Source organism: Aeromonas bivalvium (assembly GCF_000819765.1).
Lineage (GTDB): Bacteria > Pseudomonadota > Gammaproteobacteria > Enterobacterales > Aeromonadaceae > Aeromonas > Aeromonas bivalvium.
Map to the genome: position 1 here is coordinate 34,073 of NZ_CDBT01000016.1, position 25,270 is coordinate 59,342.

The following is a 25,270-nucleotide window of genomic DNA, read 5'->3' on the forward strand; positions in this document are numbered from 1 at the left end:
TTAGCGGGTTATCCAGTAAAATCCTGCCTCCATATCCGGCCCTAACCTAATTTGAGTGATCCCTGCTCGATGAAATACATTCGTAACTTTTCGATTATTGCGCACATTGACCACGGTAAATCGACCCTGTCGGACCGTCTGATCCAGACTTGTGGCGGCCTGTCCGACCGCGAGATGCAGGCTCAGGTGCTTGACTCCATGGATCTGGAACGCGAGCGCGGCATTACCATCAAAGCGCAGAGTGTGACCCTGAACTACCAGGCCAAAGACGGTAACACCTACCAGCTGAACTTTATCGACACCCCGGGTCACGTGGACTTCTCCTATGAGGTATCCCGCTCGCTGGCTGCCTGTGAAGGGGCGCTGCTGGTGGTCGATGCCGGTCAGGGGGTTGAGGCACAGACTCTGGCCAACTGCTACACCGCCATGGAAATGGAGCTGGAAGTGGTGCCTGTGCTCAACAAGATCGACCTGCCTGCCGCCGAGCCCGAGCGGGTTGCCGAGGAGATCGAAGACATAGTCGGCATCGATGCCGTCGATGCGGTGCGTTGCTCCGCCAAGACCGGCCTGGGCGTCGATCTGGTGCTGGAAGAGATCGTCGCCAAGATCCCGGCCCCGGAAGGTGACCCGGACGCCCCGCTGCAGGCGCTGATCATCGACTCCTGGTTCGACTCCTACCTGGGGGTCGTGTCGCTCGTGCGGATCAAGAACGGTTCCCTCAAGAAGAACGACAAGATCAAGGTGATGAGTACCGGTCAGGTGTGGGGTGTCGATCGTATCGGTATCTTCACGCCCAAGCAGGTCGATACCCAGGGTCTGGGTTGTGGCGAGGTAGGTTGGGTGGTCTGCGGCATCAAGGACATCCACGGCGCCCCCGTGGGCGATACCCTGACCCAGGCCAAGCACGGTGCCGACAAGGCGCTGGCCGGTTTCAAGAAGGTGAAGCCCCAGGTCTATGCGGGCCTGTTCCCCATCTCCAGCGATGACTACGAGTCCTTCCGTGACGCCCTGGACAAGCTCTCCCTCAACGACGCTTCCCTGTTCTTCGAGCCGGAGAGTTCCACCGCCTTGGGCTTTGGCTTCCGTTGCGGCTTCCTCGGCATGCTGCACATGGAGATCATCCAGGAACGTCTGGAGCGGGAATACGATCTGGACCTCATCACCACGGCGCCGACCGTCGTGTATGAAATCGAACTCAACGACGGTTCGACCATCCACATCGACAGCCCGGCCGCCATGCCGCCGGTGAACAACATCAAGGAGATGCGCGAGCCCATCGCCGAGTGCAACATCTTGTTGCCCCAGGAGTACATGGGCAACGTCATCACTCTGTGCATCGAGAAGCGCGGCGTGCAGACCAACATGGTCTATCACGGCAAGCAGGTGGCACTGACCTATGAAATCCCCATGGCGGAAGTGGTGCTCGACTTCTTCGATCGCCTGAAATCCACCAGCCGCGGCTATGCCTCCCTAGATTACGGCTTCAAGCACTTCCAGACCTCCGACATGGTGCGTCTGGACATCATGATCAACGGCGAACGGGTCGATGCCCTGGCCATCATCACCCACAAGGAGAACGCCCAGTTCCGCGGTCGCCAGGTGGTGGAGAAGATGCGTGAGCTGATCCCGCGCCAGATGTTCGACATCGCGATCCAGGCTTCTATCGGCAACCAGATCATCGCTCGCAGCACGGTCAAGGCCCTGCGCAAGGACGTGACCGCCAAGTGCTACGGCGGCGACGTGAGCCGCAAGAAGAAGCTGTTGAACAAGCAGAAAGAAGGCAAGAAGCGGATGAAGTCCCTGGGCCGTGTCGATGTGCCCCAGGAGGCCTTCCTCGCCATTCTCCATGTAGGAAAGGATTGATCTGATGGCAAGCACGTTTTCCCTGATCCTGGTCATCGTCTGTCTGGTGACCGGCGTCATCTGGTGTGTCGACAAACTGGTGTGGTCCAAGCAGCGGGCCGCCAAGATCGCCGTGGCCCGTGCCCATGGCGGTGCTGGCCTGGACGAGAAGACCCTGGCCAAGGTGGCGCCGGTGCCGGTATGGATAGAACAGACGGCGGGGATCTTCCCCGTCATCACCCTGGTGCTGATCCTGCGCTCCTTCCTGTTCGAGCCGTTCCAGATCCCGTCGGGATCCATGATGCCCACCCTGCTGGTGGGAGACTTCATCCTGGTGGAGAAGTTTGCCTATGGCCTCAAGGATCCCGTGACCAACACCAAGTTCCTCGAGACGGGTGAACCGTCACGGGGAGACGTGGTGGTGTTCAAGTATCCGCTGGATACCCGGGTCGACTACATCAAACGGGTGGTCGGCATGCCGGGGGATAGGGTCATCTATCGCAACAAGCAGATCATGATCCGGCCCAAGTGCGAGGAACAGGAAGGGAAAACCTGCCCGGGCTTCCAGAAGCTCGACGTCACCTTCGACAAGCGGGGTGAGTTCAGCCAGATGGGGATCCCCCTGGATCGCTTCACCGAGCAACTGGGTGCGGTGAGCCACGATACCCTGCGCAATCCCATGATGCCGGACCTGGTGGATCGCTACTATCGCCAGCCCGGTACCTACCCGGACGAGTGGGTGGTGCCCGAGGGTCACTACTTCGTGATGGGGGACAACCGCGACAACAGCACCGACAGCCGTTTCTGGGGCTTCGTGCCCGAGCAGAACCTGGTGGGCAAGGCGGTCGCCATCTGGATCAGTTTCGAATTTGAGCGCGACGAGAGCTCCTGGCTGCCTGGCTGGGTGCCGACCGGCGTGCGCTTCAACCGCATTGGCGGAATCGAGTGATGATGAATATCAAGATGAACAGACTGCAGTCCCGTCTCGGGCATGTCTTTTCGGACAAGGATATGTTGACCCGGGCCCTGACGCACCGCAGTGCCGGGTCCCGCCACAACGAGCGACTGGAGTTCCTCGGGGACTCCATCCTCAGTCTGGTGATTGCCGATGACCTGTTCCACCGCTTCCCGCAGGCGGCGGAAGGGGATCTCAGCCGGATGCGCGCCACCCTGGTGCGGGAGAAGACACTGGCCGAACTGGGCCGCGAATTCGAGCTCGGGGATCATCTGATCCTGGGCCCGGGCGAGCTCAAGAGCGGCGGCTATCGCCGCGAGTCCATCCTGGCGGACACGGTCGAGGCAATGATCGGCGCCATCTATCTGGATACCGACCTTGAGACGGTACGTGGATTGCTGCTCGGCTGGTACGCCAGCCGCCTGGAGGAGATCAAGCCGGGTATAGAGCAGAAGGATCCCAAGACCCGTCTGCAAGAAATATTGCAGGGAAGCCGCAAATCCCTGCCGACCTATACCGTGACCAAGGTCAAGGGGGAGGCCCACAACCAGGAGTTCACCGTCCAGTGCGACGTCGAAGGCCTGGCTGAGCCCCTCATCGGGGTCGGCACCAGCCGCCGCAAGGCCGAACAGGCCGCTGCGCAGCAAGCATTGGAAAGGCTGTCATGACAGGGATTGTTGATGTAACAGGCCGCTGTCTTTCAACACAGCAAGCATTGGAAAGACTGTCATGACAGGGATTGTTGATGTAACAGGCCGCTGTCTTTCAACACAACAAGCATTGGAAAAACTGTCATGACGGATACAGATACCACCTATTGCGGCTTTGTCGCCATCGTGGGCCGCCCCAACGTGGGCAAGTCTACCCTGCTCAACAAGCTGCTCGGCCAGAAGGTCAGCATCACCTCGAAGAAGCCCCAGACCACCCGTCACCGGATCCTGGGGATCGACACCGAGGATCACTACCAGACCATCTATGTGGATACCCCGGGCCTGCACATCGAAGAGAAGCGGGCCATCAACCGCCTGATGAACCGCGCCGCCACCAGCTCCCTGGGAGATGTGGCCATGGTGGTGTTCGTGGTGGACGGTACCCACTGGACCAAGGATGACGAGATGGTGCTGGGCAAGCTGCGCCACCTCAAGTGCCCCGTGGTGCTGGCGGTCAACAAGATCGACAACGTCAAGGAGAAAGAGGATCTGCTGCCCCACCTGGAGTGGCTGGGCCAGCAGATGAACTTCGCCCACATACTGCCCATCAGCGCCGAGAAGGGCACCAACGTGGCCAAGATCCGCGAGTGGGCCAAGGATCTGCTGCCGGAAAACGTCCACTTCTTCCCGGAAGATTACGTGACCGACCGCTCCTCCCGCTTTATGGCCTCGGAGATCATCCGCGAGAAGCTGATGCGCTTCACCGGCGAGGAGCTGCCCTACTCGGTGACGGTGGAGATAGAGCGCTTCAAGGTGGAAGAGAGCGGCATCTATCACATCAACGCCCTGATCCTGGTGGAGCGGGATGGCCAGAAGAAGATGGTCATCGGCAACAAGGGGGAAAAGATCAAGACCATAGGCACAGAGGCGCGCATCGACATGGAACGCCTGTTCCAGAACAAGGTGCACCTGGAGCTGTGGGTCAAGGTCAAGGCGGGCTGGGCCGACGACGAGCGGGCCCTGCGCAGCCTGGGTTATGGTGATGACTGATTGCTGAGCCCAGCCTTCGTCATCCACAGTCGGCCCTATCGGGAGACCAGCCAGCTGGTCGAGGTCTTCACCCAGGATAGTGGCCGATTCACCCTGGTGGCTCGCGGTTCCCGCGGGCCACGTTCCCCTCTCAAGGGGCTGCTGCAACCCTTCTCCCTGCTCGCCCTCAGCTGGCGCGGCAAGGGGGATCTCAAGAACCTGGTCCAGGTCGAATGCCCGGATCACTCCCTGCGCCTCGGTGGCGATCTGCTGTTCTACGGCCTCTATCTGAACGAGCTGGTCTACTACCTGCTCGAGGCGAACACCCCCTTCCCCGAGGTATTCGACGCCTATGCCCATGCGCTGATGGCGCTCACCGACGGTGAAACCCCGGAGCTTCCCCTGCGTCGCTTCGAGTTTCTGCTGTTGCAGGCCCTGGGCTATGCGGTGGACTTCGAATATGCCGCCGACGACGAGGCCCGGATCCAGCCCGAGCTGCTCTATGGCTTCGAGCGGGAGCTTGGCTTCGTCGCTTGCGAGCGGGCGCCGGATCCCCGTACCCTGTTTCTCGGTGCCCATCTACTGGCCTTCGCCGAGGGGCGGTTCGATACCCCTCCCTTGTTGCAGGCGGCCAAGCGTTTCAGCCGGCTGGCGCTGCAACCTTATCTGGGTAAACGCCAGTTGAAGAGCCGGGAGCTGTTTTTGAAGCGAAAAAGCTAACACCGATTGGCGCTGCAACCTCCCAACTGTCAGCAAGCGCTAGCTAAAGAGCCGGGGGCTGTTTTGACGCAAAGTGCGACAACCCCGCAGTGAGACAGGCAGGCCCCTGGCGTCGAGCCGTCGACCTCGAGACCTTCAACGGATTTCAACACGGACTTTCAAGGAGTTATCAATGAGCGAAATCTATCTGGGTGTGAACATCGATCACATCGCCACCCTGCGCAATGCCCGTGGCACCCAGTATCCGGATCCGGTTCAGGCCGCCTTCGTGGCCGAGCAGGCCGGAGCCGATGGCATTACCGTCCATCTGCGGGAAGATCGCCGCCACATCACCGACCGTGACGTCGAGATCCTGCGCCAGACCATTCAGACCAGAATGAATCTGGAAATGGCGGTCACCGAGGAGATGATCGCCATCGCCTGCCGCATCAAGCCCCATTTCGTCTGCCTGGTGCCGGAGAAGCGTACCGAGGTGACCACCGAGGGGGGCCTGGACGTGGCCGGTCAGCTGGACAAGGTGAGCGATGCCGTGCGCCGCCTGAGCGAGGTGGGTGCCAAGGTATCGCTCTTCATCGACGCGGACTACCAGCAGATCGATGCAGCCGTGCTGAGTGGCGCCCCCTTCATTGAGATCCACACCGGCCGCTATGCCGATGCCACCACGGATGCCGAGCGCAACGCCGAGTTCAAGCGGATCGCCGCCGGCGCCTCCTATGCCGCCGACAAGGGGCTCAAGGTCAATGCCGGCCACGGCCTGCACTATCACAATGTGCAGGCGATCGCCGCCATCCCCGAGATCTATGAGCTCAATATCGGCCACGCCATCATAGGCCGCGCCGCCTTCGACGGCCTGGCCAAGGCGGTCGCCGACATGCGTGCCCTGATGCAGGAAGCCCGCACCAACGTCTGATCCCGCCAGGGTGAGGTATCCATGAGCGAGCCGCCGGCAGGGAGACTGCCGGCGGCTTCTTTTTTGGGGCTGGTGGGGTCTGGCAGACTTGGCGCCTCAGGCTGGGGGCGTCCTGGGCGCGCAATAGGGGTCAGGGCGCCGGATAGTACTTTTCCAGCAGGGCGGTGAGGATGGCCTGACTCTCGGGATCGGGCTCGCTGTCCACCTGCTCCTGGCGAAAGTGGAGCTGGAAGGCGCGCAGGGCATCCCGGCTCGGCGCATCCCACAGGCCAGTGGCGGGCAGATCATAGCCATAGCGGGCGAGGGCCTGCTGCCAGCGACCGGCATCCCAGCGGGCGGACGGGGAGCGCGCCAGCTCGGCGCGCAGGGCGGCAACCCGGGACTCATCGGGCCAGGCGCCGACGCCGTACTCGAAGTAGAGCCGTCGCCAGGGGAAGCGGGGACCGGGATCCAGCTTGCGGGTCGGCGCCACATCGCTGTGGGCCAGCACCTGGGTCGGCGCTATCCGGTAGCGGGCCACGAGGTCTCGTACCAGGGCCCCCACGGCGGCGATCTGGGGTTCGGTGAACGGCTGCCAGTGACGGCGATCGATGGCCAGGTGCGCTTCCCGGGCATCGTAGCCCAGGTTGACTATCTCTATGCCCAGGGAGCTGGCATTGAGCCCGGCCTGGTGATGCCAGCGGCTGCGCCCCGCATGCCAGGCTCGCTGGCTGTCCGGCACCAGCTGATAGACGGGCAGGGGGGAGACGGTGGGCTCGCGGGGTACCAGATAGTGGGCGCTCACCTTGTGGCGGGCCCGGGTCAGCAGGCGCAGGGAGTTGGCGTCATCCTCGTCCGTGTAATGGAGGATGATGAAGGCGATGCGATCATCCTGGCTGGCACTGTGATGGCGGTGATCGAGGCGGTAACTGGCGGGCTGGCAGCCCTGCAGGGCGAGGATGACCAGCAGGAGCAGGGCCCAGGCAAGGGAGGGGCGCCGCGCCGCGCTCCCCACTCGGCCTGGGGGCCGATGCAGGGGAAGGAGCGATGGCGCGGCCATGGCTCAGCCGCGCAGTTGTGCGGTCAGGCCGAGCAGGAAGTTGCGCAGGATCTGATCCCCGCAGTCCTGGTAATGCTTGTGATCCTTGGCGCGAAACAGGGCGCTCAGCTCGGACTTGGAGAGCTTGAAATTGGCGGCCTTGAGGGTGGCGAGCATCTCCTCTTCCTTGAAGTTCAGGGCGATACGCAGCTTCCTCAGGATGAGGTTGTTGTTGATCCGGTTGGGGATCTGCTGGGGCGGCGCGTCTTCTTTCACGCCGCGGCGCACGGCGATCATGCCGTCGAGGAACTGGCTGAGGGCCGAGTCCGGGCAGGCGGCAAAGCCCGCTTCCTGCTCTTCCCCTTCCTCGGCTTCCTTCATCAGCCAGCTGTGCAGCTGGGCGTGGCTGACAGTCAGATTGCCTTTGGCAAACATCTCGACCATCTGATCGTTGCTGATGTTGAGGGCGTAGCGCAGGCGACGCAGTATATCGTTGTTGGTCATGGTGACTCCTGTAAAAGCGGGCAACTGTATCACTTGGCGGGGATGGCGTCAGAAAAAGCGCCGCCCTGCTGCCTCTTTGCTAAAGGTAGCGGGGCGCCTCGGCCCGCACCTGTTCGATGGCGTCCTGCAGCTCCAGCAGCTCGGGCTCGAGCTCGGCGACGGCGACACCATCGCGCAGCTGCTGCTCCAGCTGGGAGAGCAGCCGCTGCAGGCCGGGCACCCCCGAGTAGGCGCAGCCGCCGTTGAGGCGGTGCAGCTGATCCAGTACCTCCTGGGAGGGGGCCTCGCCCCGGATGGCGGCCTCGAGCAGGGCGTCCACCTCGTCGAAACTGATGAGCAGCATGGTCAGCATCTCCTGGGCCAGTTCCGGCTTGCTGGCGGCCTGGCGCACCGCCAGGGTCCAGTCTATCTGCTGGGGGCCGCTGCTCTGGTGACGGCGATGGGCGAAGTCCTTGATGAGCTGGGCCAGCATGGCCTCGTCGATGGGTTTGGCCAGGTAGTCATCCATCCCCTGGCGGATCAGCCGCTCCCGCTCGCCCGGAATGGCATGGGCGGTGACCGCGACTATGGGGGTCTCGGTGTTGAGGGACTGGCTGCGAATGGCCTGGGTGGCGCTGATGCCATCCATGATGGGCATCTGTATATCCATGAAGATGATGTCAAAGCCCTGACTCTGGGCCTGATGGACCGCCTCCTTGCCGTTCTTGCACACCACCACCTGGCTCACCATCTCCTTGAGCATGGCGGCGATGAGCTTGAGGTTGGCGGCATTGTCGTCCACCGCCAGCACCCGTATGTCTTCGATATGGCGTGGTTGGGGAGCGGGCAGCAGCTCGTTCTTGGTCGCCTCGGGGGAGAGCAGGGCGTGCAGCAGTTTGCGATGATTGACGGGCTTGGAGAGACAATGCAGGGCCCCATGTTGGTGCATTTCCTCATACAGGGCAGGCTCGTGACTGCTGAGCAGCACGATGCGATTCTGCCGTCCCTTGAGGCCATCGAGCCGAGCCAGCACGGATTCGGAACCGTGGCGCTGGCTGCTGCCGATGATCACCATGTCCTGGTCGGCGATGGCGGGCCAGGGAGCATCGGGCTCGACCAGGGTGACATCCAGCCGCCACTCCTCCAGCAGGGCGCAGAGGGCCGCCCGGGTGAAGGGATCCGGCTCCAGCAGCCAGACCCGGCGACCCCGGATGCGATCCAGCGGCAGCTGATCCGCCTGGGGCAGGAGGGAAACCTCCAGGTCCAGGCTGAAGGTGAACACGGATCCCTGGCCGAGCTCGGACTCGAAGCGGATGAGGCCGCCCATCTGCTGCACCAGCTTCTGGGTGATGACCAGGCCAAGCCCTGTGCCGCCGTAGCGGCGGGAGATGGAGGAGTCCGCCTGGTTGAAGGCCTGGAACAGCTGGCGTTGCTGATCTGGCGAGATGCCGATGCCGGTGTCGCGGATCTGCACATTGAGGCGGCACTTGCCCTGGTGCAGGGGGCCGCTCTGGCTGATGTGGACGTCCACATTGCCCTGTTCGGTGAACTTGATGGCGTTGCCGGCCAGGTTGGTGATCACCTGCTGCAGGCGCATGGGATCGCCGGTGAGGTGATCCGGCACCTCGGCATCGATCCGTAATGAGAGCTCCAGCTGCTTGTCGTGGGCGCTCGGTCCCAGCAGGTGCATGGTCTCGTTGAGGGTGTCGCGCAGGCTGAAGGGGATGTGCTCCAGCTGCAGCTTGCCCGCCTCCAGCTTGGAGAAGTCGAGGATGTCGTTGATGATGCTGAGCAGGTTGCGGGCCGACTTCTCTATGGTCTGCATGTAGTCGGTCTGGCTCGGGGTCAGCGCCGTCTTGAGCAGTTGGCGGGTGAAACCGATGACACCGTTGAGCGGGGTGCGCAGCTCGTGGGACATGTTGGCCAGAAATTCGGATTTGACCCTGGCCGCCTCCTGGGCCCGCTTCTTGGCCATGTCGAGCTCGACGTTCTGGATCTCTATCTGTTCGAGGGTTTCCCGCAGATCCGAGGTCGCCTGATCGATGTTCTGCTGCATCTCCTCGTGGTATTCCGACAACGCCTTGGCCATGGCGTTGATGCCGTTTTTCAGCATGTCCAGCTCGCCGGTGAGCTGGCCGCTGACCCGGGTATCGAGCCGCCCCTCCCTGATCTTGTGCACCGCCTTCACCATGTCGGTGATGGGCTGGGTCACGCTCTTGACCAGGCGAAAGCCGAACAGGGCGCTGACGGCGATGCCGATCAGCACCATGATCACCGCGAAGAAGGTGTCTCGGTACTGCAGTATCATGGCCCTGTCCATGGTCATCTGCATCGAGATGTAGCCGATGACCGGGGGGTCGAGATCGCTGGGCAGCGGGAAGCCGTCCAGACTGGTCTCTGCCTGGATCGGGGTGCGCAGTATGATGTCGTCGCCATAGCGGCTGACGCTGGTCAGCTCGGGGATGGGGCGGCCATCCGGCAAGCGCAGCCGGGTGAAGTCGCGATGGTAGTTGGACGTCACGAACAGCTGATTGTCCTGGGTGAAGACGGCGATGGACTTGATGAGCGGCGAGTTCTTGCGATGGGTCAGGCCGATCAGCCGCTTGAGCGACTCACGGCTGTGCTGGGTCATGCCGTATTCGCTGGCGATCGCCAGGGGCTCTATGATGTTGATCCCCTGATCGATGAGGTTGTTTTCCAGCTGCTGATAACGGTGGAAGGTGAAATAACCGGCCATCAGGCCGCCGATGATCAGGGTCGGCAATATGGTGAAGGCGAGCACGCGAGCCCGCAGGCCGTATTTGGTCATTGGAGAGCCCCCCCGATGAGCAGGGAGGACAATAGGGTAAATGAGCGAGGGCGGGCTCTCAGGCCGTATTTGGTCATACTATTATTCTTGTGGGACAATAGCCTGCTGCAGATTCCACAATCATGACATAGCCACCTATAGGCACCAAGTTTTATGGCCCAGTTTTTCAAGCCCCAAAAGAAATCCATCCAGCCCCAACGCATTGAATTTACGGTAGACAGTCTGGACCATCACTGTGTCGGCATCGGCCGCCATCAGGGCAAGGCCATCTTCGTCGAAGGGGCGCTGCCCGGCGAGCGGGTCAAGGCTCGCATCGTCGATGACAAGAAGCACTATGGCCACGGTGCCTTGCAGCAGGTGGTACAGCCAGCCGACAACCGCATCCCTCCCTTCTGCGACCATTACCGCGAATGTGGTGGTTGCAATGCCCAGCACATGTCCCAGGCCGACCAGCAAACGGCCAAGCAGGCCGGGCTGGTCAGTCTGTTCGAGCGCCTTGGCAACATCCAGGCGCCCGCCCTGGCTCCGGTGCTGAGCGGGGAATCCCGTGCCTATCGCCGAGTCTGTCGCCTGGCCATCAAGTTTGACAAGAACGGCCGCTGCACTCGGGTCGGCTTTCGTCGTCGTCAATCCAGCGACCTGGTGGAGATAGGGGCTTGCCCCGTGCTGGTCGATCCGCTCTCGGCCCTGATCACGCCGCTGCGCGAGTGTCTCAACCGCCTCAAGAGCCAGCGGGAGCTGGGCCATGCGGAGCTCATCCAGGCCGAGCAAGGGATCCTGATGCTGCTGCGTCATACCGGTCGCCCCAACGAGGCGGATCGCGCCCTGCTGGTGGCGTTTGCCCAGGCCCAGGGGATTGATCTCTACCTGCAGGCGGCCGATGAGCGCATCGAGCCCCTGAGCCAGCAGTTTGAGCCCGCTTACTCGTTGGATGGCCTGACTCTTGCGTTTGCTCCCGCTGACTTCATCCAGATCAATGGCGGCATCAATCAGGCCATGGTGGCCCAGGCCATCGACTGGCTCGGCGTCGGTGCCGGTGACAAGGTGCTGGATCTGTTCTGCGGCATAGGCAACTTCACCCTGCCTCTGGCGCGCAAGGCCCGTGAAGTGGTCGGGGTGGAAGGGGAGCTTGCCATGGTGGCTCGGGCCAGCCAGAACGCAAAGCGCAATGGCATCGACAATGCCCGCTTCTACAAGGCGGATTTGAGTGGCGACATCGCCGGCATGTCCTGGGCCCGGGAAGGGTTCGATCTGGTGCTGCTGGATCCCGCGCGACCCGGTGCGCTGGAGGTGATGGACCATGTGGTGAAACTTTCCCCCAGGCGGGTGGTCTACGTTTCCTGCAATCCGGTCACCCTGGCCCGGGACAGCAAGGTGCTGGTGGAGGGGGGTTATCGTCTCAGCCGCCTCGGCATGCTGGACATGTTCCCCCATACCGGTCATCTCGAATCCATGGCGTTGTTCGAGCTGGGATGAATGCAGTAATCTGATGCCTCGCCGGGAGAACAACGGTGGTCGGCCAGCTACGCCGGCTTGAAATCGGGTTGTTGCGTCCCCATTTGAGGCGAGTCTCGTCAAAGTGCGGGGTCAGGTGCTAGCCTGGGCCCCAACAATTAAGGATTGATACCATGGTTGCGGTTCGCGATATTCACTTGAAAGACAACTTCACCCTGGATGAGTGGGTCAGCTCCCTCTCCCTCGGTGAGGCTGAAAAGGATCAGCTGCGAACCGCATACCAGTATTGCGTGAGCCAGGGGGAGGAAGCACTCACCTCCCGCCTGCTGGTGCGCGGTGTGGAGATGGTGGGCATCCTGATGATGCTCAACATGGATGTCGCCACCCTCAAGGCGGCCATCCTCTACCCCTTCGTCGAGGCGGGCCTGATCCCGGCGGCCCGGATGGAGGAGGATTTTGGCTCCAAGATCGCCAAGCTGGTGGAAGGGGTGCTGGAGATGGAAGCCATCCGCTCCCTGCAGACCTTGCACCGCAGCGAAACTTCCCCGGAGCAGGTGGACAATGTGCGGCGCATGTTGCTCGCCATGGTGGAGGATGTGCGCGCCGTGGTGATCAAGCTGGCGGAGCGGATCGCCTGCCTGCGGGAGGCCAAGCTGGCGGATGAGGAGACCCGGGTGCTGATGGCCCAGGAGATCACCAACATCTATGCGCCCTTGGCCAACCGGCTCGGCATAGGTCAGCTCAAGTGGGAACTCGAGGATCTGGCCTTTCGCTACCTGCACCCGGAGACCTACAAGCAGATTGCCAAACAGCTCGACGAGAAGCGACTCGATCGGGAGCGCTATATCCGCGAGTTCGTGCAGTCCCTGCGCGATGCCCTTGCCGAGGCCGGTGTCGAGGCGGAAGTCTACGGCCGCCCGAAACACATCTACAGCATCTGGCGCAAGATGCAGAAGAAGCATCTCGAATTCAACGAACTGTTCGACGTGCGCGCGGTGCGGGTCATCACCAAGCGGCTGCAGGACTGCTATGCGGCGCTCGGTATAGTTCACACCCATTTCCACCACATTCCCCGCGAGTTTGACGACTATGTCGCCAACCCCAAGCCCAACGGTTATCAATCCATCCATACCGTGGTGGTGGGCAACGAGGGCAAGGCGGTGGAGATCCAGATCCGTACCGACCAGATGCACCAGGATGCCGAGCTCGGCGTCGCCGCCCACTGGCGCTACAAGGAAGGGGCCCAGGCCAGCAAGACCACCAATTTCGAAGACAAGATCGAGTGGCTGCGCAAGCTGCTCGCCTGGCAGGAAGATCTCTCCGAGAGCGGCTCCCTGCTCGAGGATCTGCGCAGCCAGGTGTTCGAGGAGCGGGTCTATGTGTTCACTCCTAAGGGGGATGTCATCGACCTGCCCGCCGGCGCGACACCCCTCGATTTTGCCTATCACGTCCACAGCATGATCGGCCACCGCTGCATCGGCACCAAGATAGATGGCCGCATCGTGCCCTTCACCTATACGCTGCAGACCGGTGATCAGGTGGAGGTGATCACCCAGAAGGAGCCGAACCCGAGCCGCGACTGGATGAACCCGAATGCCGGTTTCCTGCGTTCCAGCCGTGCCCGTGCCAAGGTCGCCACCTGGTTTCGCAAGCTGGATCGGGACAAGAATGTCGCCGCCGGCAAGGAGCTGCTCGACAAGGAGCTGGACAGACACAATCTCACCCTCTCCAAGGTGGACAAGGTGGTGCTGGAGCGATTCAATGCCGAGGAGCTCGACGATCTGCTGGCGGGGATCGGCAGCGGCGACATCCGCATCAACCAGCTGCTCAACTACCTTGACACCCGCTACAACAAGCCGACGGCGGAGGAGGAAGATCGCCGCCTGCTGGCGAAGCTGGAGCAGAAGGCCAATACGCCGTTCCGACCCAAGCCCAAGGATCACATCGTGGTGGAAGGGGTGGGCAACCTGATGACCCACATCGCCCGCTGCTGCCAGCCGATCCCGGGGGATGCCATCCAGGGCTTCATCACCATGGGGCGTGGCGTCTCCATCCACAGGGACGACTGCGAGCAGCTCAAGGAGCTGTCCCGTCGCAACCCGGAACGACTGATCGATGCGGTGTGGGGGGAGAACTACTCCGGCGGCTATGGCCTCACCATCCGCATCCTCTCCAATGACAGATCCGGTCTGCTGCGAGACATCACCACAGTGCTCGCCAACGAGAAGATCAACGTCATGGGGGTGCGCTCGCGCTCCAACGTCAAGGATCAGACCGCCGAGATCGACATGGAGCTGGAGATCTACAACATCAATGCCTTCAATCGGGCCCTGGCCAAGCTCAGCCAGCTCAACGACGTGATCAGCGCCAAGCGCCTCTGATCGCTGATAAAAAGTGACCGGCCCCTGTGGCCGGTTGTTCTTTATGAACCTTCTTGAACGAATCGAAAGCGAAGATCCCATGTCCCAACGTTACGACCTCCCACAATTGCTCGAAATCATGGCTCGCCTGCGGGATCCGCAAGGGGGTTGCCCCTGGGATCTCAAGCAGAGTTTCCAGACCATAGTGCCCCACACCCTCGAAGAAGCCTATGAGGTGGCCGACGCCATCGAGACCGAAGATTGGCAAGGTTTGAAGGGGGAGCTCGGGGATCTGCTGTTCCAGGTGGTCTTCTACGCCCAGATCGGCAAGGAGCAGGGGCTGTTTGATTTCGCCGACATCGTCGATGCGGTGAGCGAGAAGCTGATCCGCCGCCACCCCCACGTCTTCTCCGATGCCGATCTTGGCGACGAGCAGGCGGTGAAAGCGAACTGGGAGGCAGAGAAAGCCAAGGAGCGGGCGGCGCGCGACAAAGAGAGTGTGCTGGACGATATCCCTCTCTCGCTGCCCGCCCTGACCCGGGCCGCCAAGATCCAGAAGCGCTGCGCCAGCGTCGGTTTCGACTGGAAGACGCTCGGCCCTGTGGTGGACAAGATCCACGAAGAGCTGGACGAGGTGATGGAAGAGGCGCTGATGGCCGATGTGGACGAGGCGCGGGTGAGTGACGAGCTCGGCGATCTGCTGTTTGCCACCGTCAACCTGGTGCGCCATCTGGGCAAGGATCCGGAGCAGGTGCTGCGGGGCGCCAATGCCAAGTTCGAGCGCCGCTTTCGTCAGGTTGAGCAGTTTATCGCCGCCGAAGGGCTCAAGATGACCGACTGTTCCCTGGAAAAACTCGATGGGGCCTGGGACAGAGCCAAGCAAACCGAGCAAAGTTGATTTGGCGCAAGGCGCCTGGCGTGCGGGCCTGATAGATTTTTGTTCATTGTTTGGGAGAGGGGGTTTTGGTATACTGTTTCCCCGTCCTGCTTCATCCCCGAAGCACCCCTTAAAAATCCCTAAACTTCTTTCAGGTTCAGCATGACGACAAAATATATTTTTGTAACTGGTGGCGTTGTTTCATCCCTCGGCAAAGGCATTGCCGCAGCTTCTCTGGCAGCCATTCTGGAAGCCCGTGGTCTGGATGTGACCATCATGAAACTGGACCCCTATATCAACGTGGATCCGGGCACCATGAGCCCGACCCAGCACGGTGAAGTATTCGTGACCGAGGACGGGGCCGAGACCGATCTGGATCTGGGCCACTACGAGCGCTTCATCCGTACCAAGATGACCCGCCGCAACAACTTCACCACCGGCCGCATCTACGCCGACGTGCTGCGCAAGGAGCGTCGTGGTGACTACCTGGGTGCCACCATCCAGGTGATCCCCCACATCACCAACGCCATCAAGGAGCGGGTGATCGCCGGTGCCGAGGGCCATCAGGTGGCCATCGTCGAAGTGGGCGGTACCGTGGGCGATATCGAGTCCCTGCCGTTCCTCGAGGCCCTGCGCCAGCTGGCCGCGGAAGTGGGTCGCAACAACGCCATGTTCATGCACCTGACCCTGGTTCCCTACCTGGCCGCCGCCGGCGAGGTGAAGACCAAGCCGACCCAGCACTCCGTCAAGGAGCTGCTCTCCATCGGTATCCAGCCGGATGTGCTGATCTGCCGCTCCGATCGCGCCATCCCGGCCGTTGAGCGCGCCAAGATCGCCCTGTTCTGCAACGTGCCAGAGCGCGCCGTCATCTCCATGAAAGACGTCGACTCCATCTACAAGATCCCGGCCCTGCTCAAGTCCCAGAACCTGGACACCTACTTCATCGAGCGCTTCGGTCTGGAGTGCAAGGAAGCGGACTTGTCCGAGTGGGAACAGGTCATCTATGAAGAGGCCAACCCGACTGCGGAAGTGACCATCGGCATGGTGGGCAAGTATGTCTCCCTGCCGGATGCCTACAAGTCCGTCAACGAGGCGCTCAAGCACGGCGGCCTGAAGAATCGTCTCTCCGTCCACATCAAGTACATCGATTCCCAGGACATCGAAACCCGCGGTGAAGAGCTGCTGGAAGGGCTGGATGCCATCCTGGTCCCGGGTGGCTTCGGCGAGCGTGGCGTGGAAGGCAAGATCCTGGCGGCCCGTTATGCCCGCGAGAACAAGATCCCCTACCTCGGCATCTGTCTCGGCATGCAGGTGGCGTTGATCGAGTTCGCTCGCAACGTGGCGGGTCTGGAAGGGGCTCACTCCTCCGAATTCAAGAAAGACTGCACCTATCCTGTGGTCGGCCTCATCACCGAGTGGGTGGATGAAGAAGGCAACGTGGAGACCCGGACCGAGAAGTCCGATCTGGGCGGCACCATGCGCCTGGGTTCCCAGCTCTGCCACCTGGTCGACGATTCCAAGGTGCGTCAGATGTACGGCAGCCCGACCATTTACGAGCGCCACCGTCATCGCTATGAAGTGAACAACAAGCTGCTGCCGCAGATCGAGGCGGCAGGTCTGAAGGTGACCGGTCTCTCCGCCGACAAGAAGTTGGTGGAAATCATCGAGATCCCGGATCACCCCTGGTTCGTGGCCGCGCAGTTCCACCCGGAGTTCACCTCGACTCCCCGTGATGGCCACGCCCTGTTCGCCGGTTTTGTGAAGGCGGCGGGCGAGTATCAGAAGCGTAATCTGAAGTAATTGAAAATAAATGCGGTTGGGGCTCTGGGCCACAGCCGCTTTTTTTGGCATATTTTTGTTGTTTTTTTACGAAACCTGAGGAAATACACATGTCCAAGATCGTTAAAGTGATCGGTCGTGAAATCATCGACTCCCGTGGTAACCCGACCGTTGAGGCCGAAGTTCACCTGGAAGGTGGTTTTGTTGGTATGGCAGCCGCTCCGTCTGGCGCGTCCACCGGTTCCCGCGAAGCGCTGGAACTGCGTGACGGCGACAAGAGTCGTTTCCTGGGTAAAGGCGTGCTCAAAGCCCTCGAAGCCGTCAACGGCCCGATCGCTCAGGCTCTGCTGGGTAAAGATGCCAAGGACCAGGCCGCTATCGACCAGATCATGATCGACCTCGACGGCACCGAGAACAAATCCAAGTTTGGCGCCAACGCCATCCTGGCCGTGTCCCTGGCCAACGCCAAAGCCGCCGCTGCTGCCAAAGGCCTGCCGCTGTACGCTCACATCGCCGAGCTGAACGGCACCCCGGGTGTCTACTCCATGCCGCTGCCCATGATGAACATCATCAACGGTGGTGAGCACGCCGACAACAACGTCGACATCCAGGAGTTCATGATCCAGCCGGTTGGCGCCAAGACCCTGAAAGAAGCCGTCCGCATGGGCGCCGAAGTGTTCCACAACCTGGCCAAGGTGCTGAAGTCCAAGGGCTACAACACTGCCGTCGGTGATGAGGGTGGCTTCGCTCCCAACCTGAAATCCAACGCCGAAGCGCTGGAAGTGATCGCCGAGGCCGTTGCCGCTGCCGGTTACAAGCTGGGCACCGACATCACCCTGGCCATGGACTGCGCCGCGTCCGAGTTCTACGACGCCGAGAAGAAAGAGTACAACCTGAAAGGCGAAGGTCGCATCTTCACCTCCAACGGTTTCACCGACTTCCTGGCCGACCTGACCACCAAGTTCCCGATCGTCTCCATCGAAGATGGCCTGGACGAATCTGACTGGGAAGGCTTCGCCTACCAGACTGCCGAGCTGGGCAAGAAGATCCAGATCGTGGGTGACGACCTGTTCGTAACCAACACCAAGATCCTCAAGCGCGGTATCGACAACGGCATCGCCAACTCCATCCTGATCAAGTTCAACCAGATCGGTTCCCTGACCGAAACCCTGGCTGCCATCAAGATGGCCAAGGACGCCGGCTACACCGCCGTCATCTCCCACCGCTCCGGTGAGACCGAAGACGCCACCATCGCCGACCTGGCTGTGGGTACCGCTGCTGGCCAGATCAAGACCGGTTCCATGAGCCGCTCTGACCGTGTCGCCAAGTACAACCAGCTGATCCGTATCGAAGAAGCCCTGGGTGCCAAGGCGCCGTTCAACGGCCTGAAAGAAGTGAAAGGCCAGGCGTAATTCCAGCCGTCCTTCCACCGCTCAAAACCCCGCCACCTCGGCGGGGTTTTTTCATTCCCGGGGGCACCGCACGGCTTTTCTGTGCCGGTCGGTGCGCGGATGTGTCTGCTTTCTTTTGTCTTTCCCGCGAATATGGGAAACTAAGCCGCTTGATGGAGACCTAGTGCATGCGGCTATTCACCCTGATCCTGTTCCTCCTGCTGGGAGGCCTGCAATACCACCTCTGGCTGGGGAAAAACGGCCTGTCCGATTACCAAGAGAGGTCCGATGCCATTGCTCGGCAAGAGCAGGACAATCAGGCGCTCAAGGAACGTAATAATTTGATTTACCGCGAGATAGACGATCTGACATCCGGCCTTGAGGCGATCGAAGAGCTGGCGCGCAACGATCTCGGTTATATCAAGCAGGGGGAGACCTTCTACCGGATCATCCCGAATAAGCAGGATGAGCCTGCCGACGGTGACACGGATGAGTGAAGCCGCCTCACCGGGTCTGACGGCCGTGGTGCCTGCCGCCGGCATCGGCAGCCGCATGGGAGCCTCCTGCCCCAAGCAGTACCTGCCGTTGGCAGGCAAGACGATTTTGGAACACACCCTGGACGCTCTTCTGAGCCACTCGGCCATTGCCCAGGTCATAGTCGCACTGGCGCCTAATGATACCTGGTTCGAGACCCTGTCCGTGGCGAGGGATCCGCGTATCCTGCGGGTTCAGGGCGGCGCGGAGCGCGCTTACTCTGTGCTCAACGCCCTTCATGTGACGACGGGACCGTGGGTGCTGGTCCATGATGCGGCGCGCCCCTGCCTGACCCATGGCGACCTCGATGAGTTGATCGCCGCCGCCATGGGCAGTGGCGGCGCCATCCTCGGCAGCCGGGTGCGCGACACCATGAAACGCACCGACGGGGCAGGCAACATAGTGGCGACCGTCGATCGCGACGGCTTGTGGCATGCCCTGACGCCGCAGATGTTTCCCACCGGCACCCTGAAGCGGGCGCTGGAAGAGGGACTGGCCCTGGGCGCCCTCATCACGGACGAAGCCTCCGCCATGGAGCGCGCCGGTTTTACCGTGAAGATGGTGGAGGGGCGTGCCGACAACATCAAGGTGACCCGCCCGGAAGATCTCTCCCTGGCCGAGCTCTTTTTACAGCAACAGAGTGCGCGCCAGCAGGCGCGACCCGATTGACCCGCAGAGGGGCCCGCATGATCCGCATTGGACATGATTTTGATGAGACAGATTTCTGTGTATTGAGGGGGGATCAGGCATGATGCGAATTGGACATGGTTTTGACGTGCACAAGTTCGGGGGCGTGGGCCCCTGTATGCTGGGTGGGGTCGCTGTTCCCTACGAACAGGGACTGCTGGCCCACTCCGATGGGGATGTGGTGCTGCATGCGGTGAGCGATGCCCTGCTCGGGGCCATAGGGGCCGGTGACATCGGCCGCCATTTCCCCGATACTGCCGCGCAATTCAAGGATATCGACAGCCGGATCCTGCTGCGGGACGTGTTTGCCCGAGTACAAGAGGCGGGCTACGCCATCGGCAACCTGGACGTGACCATCATAGCCCAGGCCCCCAAGATGGCGCCCCATATCGATGCCATGTGCGCGGTACTGGCCACCGATCTGCAATGTGATTTGAACCGGGTGAACGTCAAGGCGACCACCACAGAACAACTCGGGTTTACGGGGCGCAAGGAAGGCATTGCCACCGAAGCCGTCGTCTTATTGGTAAGAACATAATGCTGCAACAACTCGCATACCTGCACGGCGCCCCCACCGCCCGTGGCATCCTCAAGGCCGAGGCCGCTGATTTCATGGTGGTCGAGGATCTGGGCTTCGAACCCTGCGGCGAGGGGGAGCATATCTTCGTCCGGGTGCGCAAAACCGGCGAGAATACCGCCTGGGTCGCCGGCTTGCTGGCCGATGCGGCCGGGGTTGCCCGCAATGCGGTGACCTGGGCTGGGCTCAAAGATCGCCACGCGGTGACTGAACAGTGGTTCGGGATCCACCTGCCGGGCAAGGGTGAACCGGATCTGTCGGTCATCGAGAGCGACAGCATCCAGGTCCTGCAGACCAGACGCCACAACAAGAAGCTGCGGGTCGGTTATCTCAAGGGCAACCACTTCCGCCTGCGCCTCACCGGGCTCGAACAGTCCGAGGGGCTGGAGGCCCGGCTGCAGGCCATCGCCACCCAGGGGGTGCCGAACTACTATGGCGAGCAGCGCTTTGGCCGCGGCGGCAACAACCTGGAGGCGGCCAAGGCGATGTTCGCCGGCAAGCGCATCAAGGATCGCAACAAGCGCTCCCTCTATCTCTCCGCCGCCCGCAGCATGTTGTTCAACGCCATCGTCAGCGCCCGCATCGAGCAGGGGCTGGCCAGCCAGCTGCTGGCCGGCGACTGCCTGATGCTGAGGGGCAGCCACTCCATCTTCAGCGAAGAGAGTGTGACCCCCGAGCTGGAGGCGCGGCTCGCCTCCGGCGACGTGCAGCTCACCGCCCCCCAGTGGGGCCGTGGCCGACTGGCGAGCCAGGGCGCCGCCGCCGAGTTCGAACAAGGGGTGCTGGCCCCTTACGGCGAGTGGTGCGAGGGGCTGGAGAAGGCCGGGCTGGATCAGGACAGGCGTCCGCTGCTGCTCAAGCCGGAGCAGATGAGCTGGCAGCTGGATGATGCGGCGCTGACCCTGTCGTTCTTCCTGCCGGCCGGGGCGTTTGCCACCAGCCTGGTACGCGAGCTGATGCTGGCCGAAGAGGCCGACCATGGCTTCAAGGGTCAGGCGGATGGCAATGATCTGCAACCTGCGCAGTCATGACGATGCAGCAGGCAGCCTTGTTTATGGTTTCAGGAAGGGCATAGATGCGCATTCTGGTGAGTAATGACGACGGCGTGCATGCCGAGGGGATCCACGCCTTGAGCGAGGCGCTGCGCGCCTGTGGCGAGGTGACGGTGGTGGCGCCGGATCGCAACCGCAGCGGGGCGAGCCACTCCCTGACCCTGGAGGTGCCGCTGCGGGTCAGCCGCATCCCGCAAACCGGCTATCACTCGGTCAAGGGCACGCCGACCGACTGCGTGCACCTGGCGGTCAACGAGCTGCTGAGCCCTGAGCCCGACATGGTGGTGGCGGGGATCAATCATGGCGCCAACCTGGGGGATGATGTCATCTATTCGGGCACGGTCGCCGCGGCGACCGAGGGGCGCCACCTCGGCTTCCCCTCCATCGCCATCTCCCTGGTGGGCAAGACCCATTTCGCCTCGGCGGCCCATTATGCGGTGCAGCTGGTGAAGGGCCTGATGCAGTTTCCCCTGCCGGCCAACCAGATCCTCAACGTCAATGTGCCCGACCTGCCTCTTGACGAGATCAAGGGGATCAAGATCACCCGGCTCGGCAACCGTCATCGGGCCGAGGCGGTGATCCGCACCGAGGATCCCCGGGGTCAGCCCATCTACTGGATAGGACCGCCCGGCTCCCAGCAGGATGCGGGGGAGGGCACGGATTTCGCTGCCATCGAGCAGGGATATGTCTCCATTACCCCTCTGACCATAGATATGACTGCCTACGACAGTCTGGCGGGTCTGGGGGCATGGCTGGATCTGCAGGGATGAAGGTGTGATAGTGCAACGCCTTTTAAATCAACTCATCGCCCAGGGGATCAGCGATTTTCGTGTGCTCGCGGCCCTGGCCAAGGTACCGCGTCAGCTGTTCGTGGATGAGGCCATGGCCCACAAGGCCTGGGACAATACCGCCCTGCCCATCGGCCAGGGTCAGACCATCTCCCAGCCCTACATAGTGGCGCGGATGACAGAGCTGCTGATGCAAAACGATCCCGCCCACGTACTGGAGATCGGCACGGGCTCCGGCTATCAGACCGCCGTGCTCGCCAATCTGGTGGAGCGGGTCTATACGGTGGAGCGGATAAAATTACTGCAATTCCAGGCCAGGCGCAGACTCAGGCAGCTGGATCTGCACAATGTGTCGGCCAAGCACGGCAACGGCTGGCTCGGCTGGCCCAGCAAGGGTCCTTTCGATGCCATCCTGGTCACGGCGGCGGCAAGCGAAGTACCGACCGCGCTGACGGATCAACTGGCCGATGGCGGCCGCATGATATTACCCGTGGGGGACAGTCATCAGACCCTGCAACTCATCGAGCGCAATGGTTCCCAGTTGACCAGTCGAGTCCTGGAGCCGGTGCGTTTCGTCCCCCTTGTCGATGGAGATGTTGAGTGAAGTTGTTTTCTCGCCTGTATGTGTTGGTGATGCAGTGGGCCCGCCATAAATATGCCCCCTATTACCTCTCGATCACCGCCTTCATCGAGTCGGTATTCTGGCCCATTCCGGTCGATGTCATGCTGGCGCCCATGGCGCTGGCCAAGCCGGAGAAGGCCTGGCGTTATGCGACCCTGGCGACCCTGTTCTCCGTGCTGGGGGCCGTGGTCGGTTATGGTCTGGGCTATGCGCTCTGGGAGCCGGTGGTGCAACCCCTGGTGGTCTCCGTCGGCTATGAGGACAAGATAGCCCTGGCCCAGCACTGGTTCGAGCAATGGGGCATCTGGGTGATTTTCATCGCCAGCTTCACCCCCATCCCCTACAAGGTCTTTACCGTCACGGCAGGTTTGCTCCATATGGCGCTCCTTCCCTTCATCGTGACCTCCATCATAGGGCGGGGCATGCGCTTCTTCCTGGTGGCGGGTCTGATGCGCTGGGGAGGGGAGAAGATGGAGCGCAAGCTGATGCACTATGTGGATGTGCTCGGATGGATCTGTATCGTCCTGGCCGTGGCTGCCTATTTCTGGTTTAGTCGTTGAGGATGTCTCTATGAATGGGCACATATGGCGAGGGTGCGCCGCCACCCTCTTATCCGGTTTGCTGGCGGCCTGTTCCTCCAGCACGACGCCGGCCCCGGTGCAGGGCCTGTCCAATGATGGTTTCGTCCGTGGTGTGCCAAGCCGGCAGAGTGGTGCGAGCAAGCCGAGCATCCAGGGACGCAGCTACACGGTCAAGCGCGGCGATACCCTCTACTCCATCGCCTTCAACTCGGGCAACGATGTGCCCTCCCTGGCCAGGCTCAATGGCATCAGCCCCCCCTACGGGATCTACCCTGGTCAGGTGTTGCGCCTGGACGGGGGCGCTGCCATGGCGCCGATCAGCGCCAGCAGCATGAGCAGCGGGGCCGCCCGTACCTATCAGGTCCGCCGTGGTGATACCCTGAGCAGCATTGGTCGCCAGTTTGGCGTGTCCAATCAGACCCTGGCTCAGCGCAACAATCTGAGCGCCCCCTACAACCTGAATGTGGGCCAGACCCTCAATGTGGGCGGGGCGGCCGCGACCAGCATGCCTATGGTGACGGCGTCGACCAGCCGCCCCCTGACCACGGCCAGTTCAGGTACGACCAGTGCGTTCGTCACCAATAAAAGCGTTGCCCAGCCTGCGTCAAAAGCATACGCTGGCACGGCAGTACAAAATAACAACAGTGTCATACAGAACAATAACAATGCCTCCTCATCGCACCTCGCCTGGCATTGGCCCGCAAAGGGCCGCATTGTGGAAGGCTTCTCTGTTGCGGAGCAGGGGAACAAGGGCATAGACATAGCTGGTACCAAGGGGCAACCCGTCTACGCGGCCAGCGGCGGTAAAGTGGTCTATGCCGGAAGTGCCTTGAGAGGCTACGGCAAGCTCGTGATCCTCAAACATGACGACGATTACCTCTCGGCCTATGCGCACAACGATGCGCTGCGGGTACGGGAAGGGGATGTGGTCAAGGGAGGAGCCGTCATTGCCGATATGGGAAGCACGGATGCGCCGGATGTGCGCTTGCACTTTGAAATCCGGTACCGAGGCAAGTCAATCAATCCCATGGGATACTTGCCAAAGCGTTAACCCCAGAGCGTAGTGCTAACTCTGGTTCAGGTCAGGGAGACACACCATGAGCCAAGAAGAACTGGTTATGCAGGATGCAGAGTTCGATGAGGAACTGGAGGTTGAAGAGGCGGAGGTAGTCGAGGCGGTCGCAGCCGAGCCCGAGGAGGTCATCTCCGAGGAGCTGTTGGCACCGGATCTGCACAAGGTGATGGATGCGACCCAGCTCTATCTGGGAGAGATAGGATTCTCTCCCTTGCTCACCGCCGAGGAAGAGGTCTACTACGCCCGCCGCGCCCTGCGTGGCGACAAGGCGGCACGCAAGCGCATGATTGAATCCAATCTGCGTCTCGTGGTCAAGATTGCCAGACGCTACAACAATCGCGGTCTGGTGCTGCTCGATTTGATTGAAGAGGGTAACCTCGGCCTCATCCGCGCCGTGGAAAAGTTCGACCCGGAACGAGGGTTTCGCTTCTCGACCTATGCGACCTGGTGGATCCGCCAGACCATAGAGCGAGCCATCATGAATCAGACGCGTACCATTCGCCTGCCCATTCACGTGGTCAAGGAACTCAACGTTTACCTGCGTACCGCCCGTGAATTGTCCCATCGCCTCGACCATGAGCCGACCGCCGAAGACATCGCCTTCGCGCTGGATCGTTCGGTCGATGACGTCAACCGCATGCTCAAGCTCAACGAGAAGATCACCTCGGTCGATACGCCGATCGGGGGCGATCGCGACAAGGCCCTGCTGGATGTGCTCTCGGACGAGCGCGGCATGGGCCCCGAGCTGGAGTCTCAGGAAGATGACATGCGCAGCAGCATTGTCCACTGGCTGGAGGAGCTCAATCCCAAGCAGCGCGAGGTGCTGGCACGTCGTTTCGGCTTGCTTGGCTACGAGCCCGCCACCCTGGAAGATGTCGGTGCAGAGATAGGCCTGACCCGGGAGCGGGTACGCCAGATCCAGGTCGAGGGGCTGCGTCGTCTGCGGGAAATCATGGTGGGCCAGGGGCTCTCCATCGAGGCCCTGTTTCGCAGCAGCTGATGCTTGCACCGTAACAGGACTATGCTGTGCCGTTGCCATCGTCAGATGGGCGGATGCAAGAAGGGGCCCGCGGGCC

General features: G+C 61.7%; 23 protein-coding genes. 20 read left to right on the forward strand and 3 right to left on the reverse strand.

The annotated features are described in order from the left end of the window. Nucleotides 1-69: 69 nt before the first annotated feature. The 6 genes from lepA (at nt 70) to pdxJ (ending at nt 6,106) form a co-directional block, all read left to right on the forward strand. Nucleotides 70-1,863, forward strand: a complete 1,794-nt coding sequence (lepA, locus tag BN1119_RS06100) for a translation elongation factor 4 (protein ID WP_041995320.1) — start codon at nt 70-72, stop codon at nt 1,861-1,863. Nucleotides 1,864-1,867: 4 nt separating this feature from the next. Next, nucleotides 1,868-2,791, forward strand: a complete 924-nt coding sequence (lepB, locus tag BN1119_RS06105) for a signal peptidase I (RefSeq protein ID WP_041995322.1) — start codon at nt 1,868-1,870, stop codon at nt 2,789-2,791. 2 nt (nt 2,792-2,793) lie between these two features. After that, nucleotides 2,794-3,465, forward strand: coding sequence for a ribonuclease III (gene rnc, locus BN1119_RS06110; RefSeq protein WP_041995324.1), 672 nt, complete (start codon nt 2,794-2,796; stop codon nt 3,463-3,465). A gap of 126 nt (nt 3,466-3,591) precedes the next feature. Then, a complete protein-coding gene (era, locus tag BN1119_RS06115) occupies nt 3,592-4,497 on the forward strand; it encodes a GTPase Era (protein WP_041995326.1) in 906 nt (301 codons plus the stop codon). Continuing rightward, nucleotides 4,498-5,196 (forward strand): DNA repair protein RecO, encoded by a 699-nt coding sequence (recO, locus tag BN1119_RS06120; RefSeq protein WP_041995328.1) that lies wholly within the window; start codon nt 4,498-4,500, stop codon nt 5,194-5,196. 172 nt (nt 5,197-5,368) lie between these two features. Next, a complete protein-coding gene (gene pdxJ, locus BN1119_RS06125) occupies nt 5,369-6,106 on the forward strand; it encodes a pyridoxine 5'-phosphate synthase (RefSeq protein ID WP_041995330.1) in 738 nt (245 codons plus the stop codon). 130 nt (nt 6,107-6,236) lie between these two features. On the opposite strand, the gene BN1119_RS06130 is transcribed toward pdxJ, so the two are convergent. The 3 genes from BN1119_RS06130 to barA all read right to left on the reverse strand — a co-directional run bounded on the left by BN1119_RS06130 (nt 6,237) and on the right by barA (nt 10,416). Then, on the reverse strand, nt 6,237-7,145 hold the full coding sequence (locus BN1119_RS06130; RefSeq protein WP_084205319.1) for a peptidoglycan recognition protein family protein: 909 nt from the start codon (nt 7,143-7,145) through the stop codon (nt 6,237-6,239). 3 nt (nt 7,146-7,148) lie between these two features. After that, entirely contained in the window at nt 7,149-7,628 is a 480-nt protein-coding gene (locus BN1119_RS06135; RefSeq protein ID WP_041995334.1) for a YehS family protein, read from the reverse strand. A gap of 79 nt (nt 7,629-7,707) precedes the next feature. Further along, on the reverse strand, nt 7,708-10,416 hold the full coding sequence (barA, locus tag BN1119_RS06140) for a two-component sensor histidine kinase BarA (protein ID WP_041995336.1): 2,709 nt from the start codon (nt 10,414-10,416) through the stop codon (nt 7,708-7,710). A gap of 153 nt (nt 10,417-10,569) precedes the next feature. On the opposite strand from barA, the gene rlmD reads away from it, so the two are divergent. The 14 genes from rlmD (at nt 10,570) to rpoS (ending at nt 25,194) form a co-directional block, all read left to right on the forward strand. Beyond that, nucleotides 10,570-11,892: a 23S rRNA (uracil(1939)-C(5))-methyltransferase RlmD gene (gene rlmD, locus BN1119_RS06145; protein ID WP_041995338.1), complete on the forward strand. Its 1,323-nt coding sequence runs from the start codon at nt 10,570-10,572 to the stop codon at nt 11,890-11,892. 152 nt (nt 11,893-12,044) lie between these two features. Continuing rightward, complete coding sequence (gene relA / locus BN1119_RS06150; RefSeq protein WP_041995340.1) at nt 12,045-14,252, forward strand: GTP diphosphokinase; 2,208 nt, start codon at nt 12,045-12,047, stop codon at nt 14,250-14,252. A gap of 79 nt (nt 14,253-14,331) precedes the next feature. Continuing rightward, nucleotides 14,332-15,129, forward strand: a complete 798-nt coding sequence (gene mazG / locus BN1119_RS06155; protein ID WP_041995341.1) for a nucleoside triphosphate pyrophosphohydrolase — start codon at nt 14,332-14,334, stop codon at nt 15,127-15,129. A 141-nt stretch (nt 15,130-15,270) separates the two neighbouring features. Next, a complete protein-coding gene (gene pyrG, locus BN1119_RS06160) occupies nt 15,271-16,908 on the forward strand; it encodes a glutamine hydrolyzing CTP synthase (protein WP_041995343.1) in 1,638 nt (545 codons plus the stop codon). Nucleotides 16,909-16,997: 89 nt separating this feature from the next. After that, nucleotides 16,998-18,299, forward strand: coding sequence for a phosphopyruvate hydratase (gene eno, locus BN1119_RS06165; protein WP_041995345.1), 1,302 nt, complete (start codon nt 16,998-17,000; stop codon nt 18,297-18,299). 167 nt (nt 18,300-18,466) lie between these two features. Continuing rightward, a complete protein-coding gene (ftsB, locus tag BN1119_RS06170; RefSeq protein WP_041995347.1) occupies nt 18,467-18,775 on the forward strand; it encodes a cell division protein FtsB in 309 nt (102 codons plus the stop codon). Beyond that, nucleotides 18,768-19,481, forward strand: a complete 714-nt coding sequence (gene ispD, locus BN1119_RS06175; protein ID WP_041995350.1) for a 2-C-methyl-D-erythritol 4-phosphate cytidylyltransferase — start codon at nt 18,768-18,770, stop codon at nt 19,479-19,481. Before ftsB ends, ispD begins: the two co-directional genes overlap by 8 nt. A gap of 79 nt (nt 19,482-19,560) precedes the next feature. Beyond that, nucleotides 19,561-20,037: a 2-C-methyl-D-erythritol 2,4-cyclodiphosphate synthase gene (ispF, locus tag BN1119_RS06180; RefSeq protein ID WP_041995352.1), complete on the forward strand. Its 477-nt coding sequence runs from the start codon at nt 19,561-19,563 to the stop codon at nt 20,035-20,037. Next, on the forward strand, nt 20,037-21,107 hold the full coding sequence (gene truD / locus BN1119_RS06185) for a tRNA pseudouridine(13) synthase TruD (RefSeq protein ID WP_041995354.1): 1,071 nt from the start codon (nt 20,037-20,039) through the stop codon (nt 21,105-21,107). Before ispF ends, truD begins: the two co-directional genes overlap by 1 nt. A 44-nt stretch (nt 21,108-21,151) precedes the next feature. Continuing rightward, on the forward strand, nt 21,152-21,898 hold the full coding sequence (gene surE, locus BN1119_RS06190; RefSeq protein ID WP_041995356.1) for a 5'/3'-nucleotidase SurE: 747 nt from the start codon (nt 21,152-21,154) through the stop codon (nt 21,896-21,898). A 4-nt stretch (nt 21,899-21,902) separates the two neighbouring features. Next, on the forward strand, nt 21,903-22,520 hold the full coding sequence (locus BN1119_RS06195; RefSeq protein WP_041995358.1) for a protein-L-isoaspartate(D-aspartate) O-methyltransferase: 618 nt from the start codon (nt 21,903-21,905) through the stop codon (nt 22,518-22,520). Beyond that, nucleotides 22,517-23,098, forward strand: a complete 582-nt coding sequence (locus BN1119_RS06200) for a YqaA family protein (RefSeq protein WP_041995360.1) — start codon at nt 22,517-22,519, stop codon at nt 23,096-23,098. Before BN1119_RS06195 ends, BN1119_RS06200 begins: the two co-directional genes overlap by 4 nt. Before the next feature lie 10 nt (nt 23,099-23,108). Continuing rightward, entirely contained in the window at nt 23,109-24,170 is a 1,062-nt protein-coding gene (locus tag BN1119_RS06205; protein WP_041995362.1) for a peptidoglycan DD-metalloendopeptidase family protein, read from the forward strand. Between the two features lie 46 nt (nt 24,171-24,216). Further along, on the forward strand, nt 24,217-25,194 hold the full coding sequence (gene rpoS, locus BN1119_RS06210; protein WP_041995364.1) for an RNA polymerase sigma factor RpoS: 978 nt from the start codon (nt 24,217-24,219) through the stop codon (nt 25,192-25,194). Nucleotides 25,195-25,270: the final 76 nt, after the last annotated feature.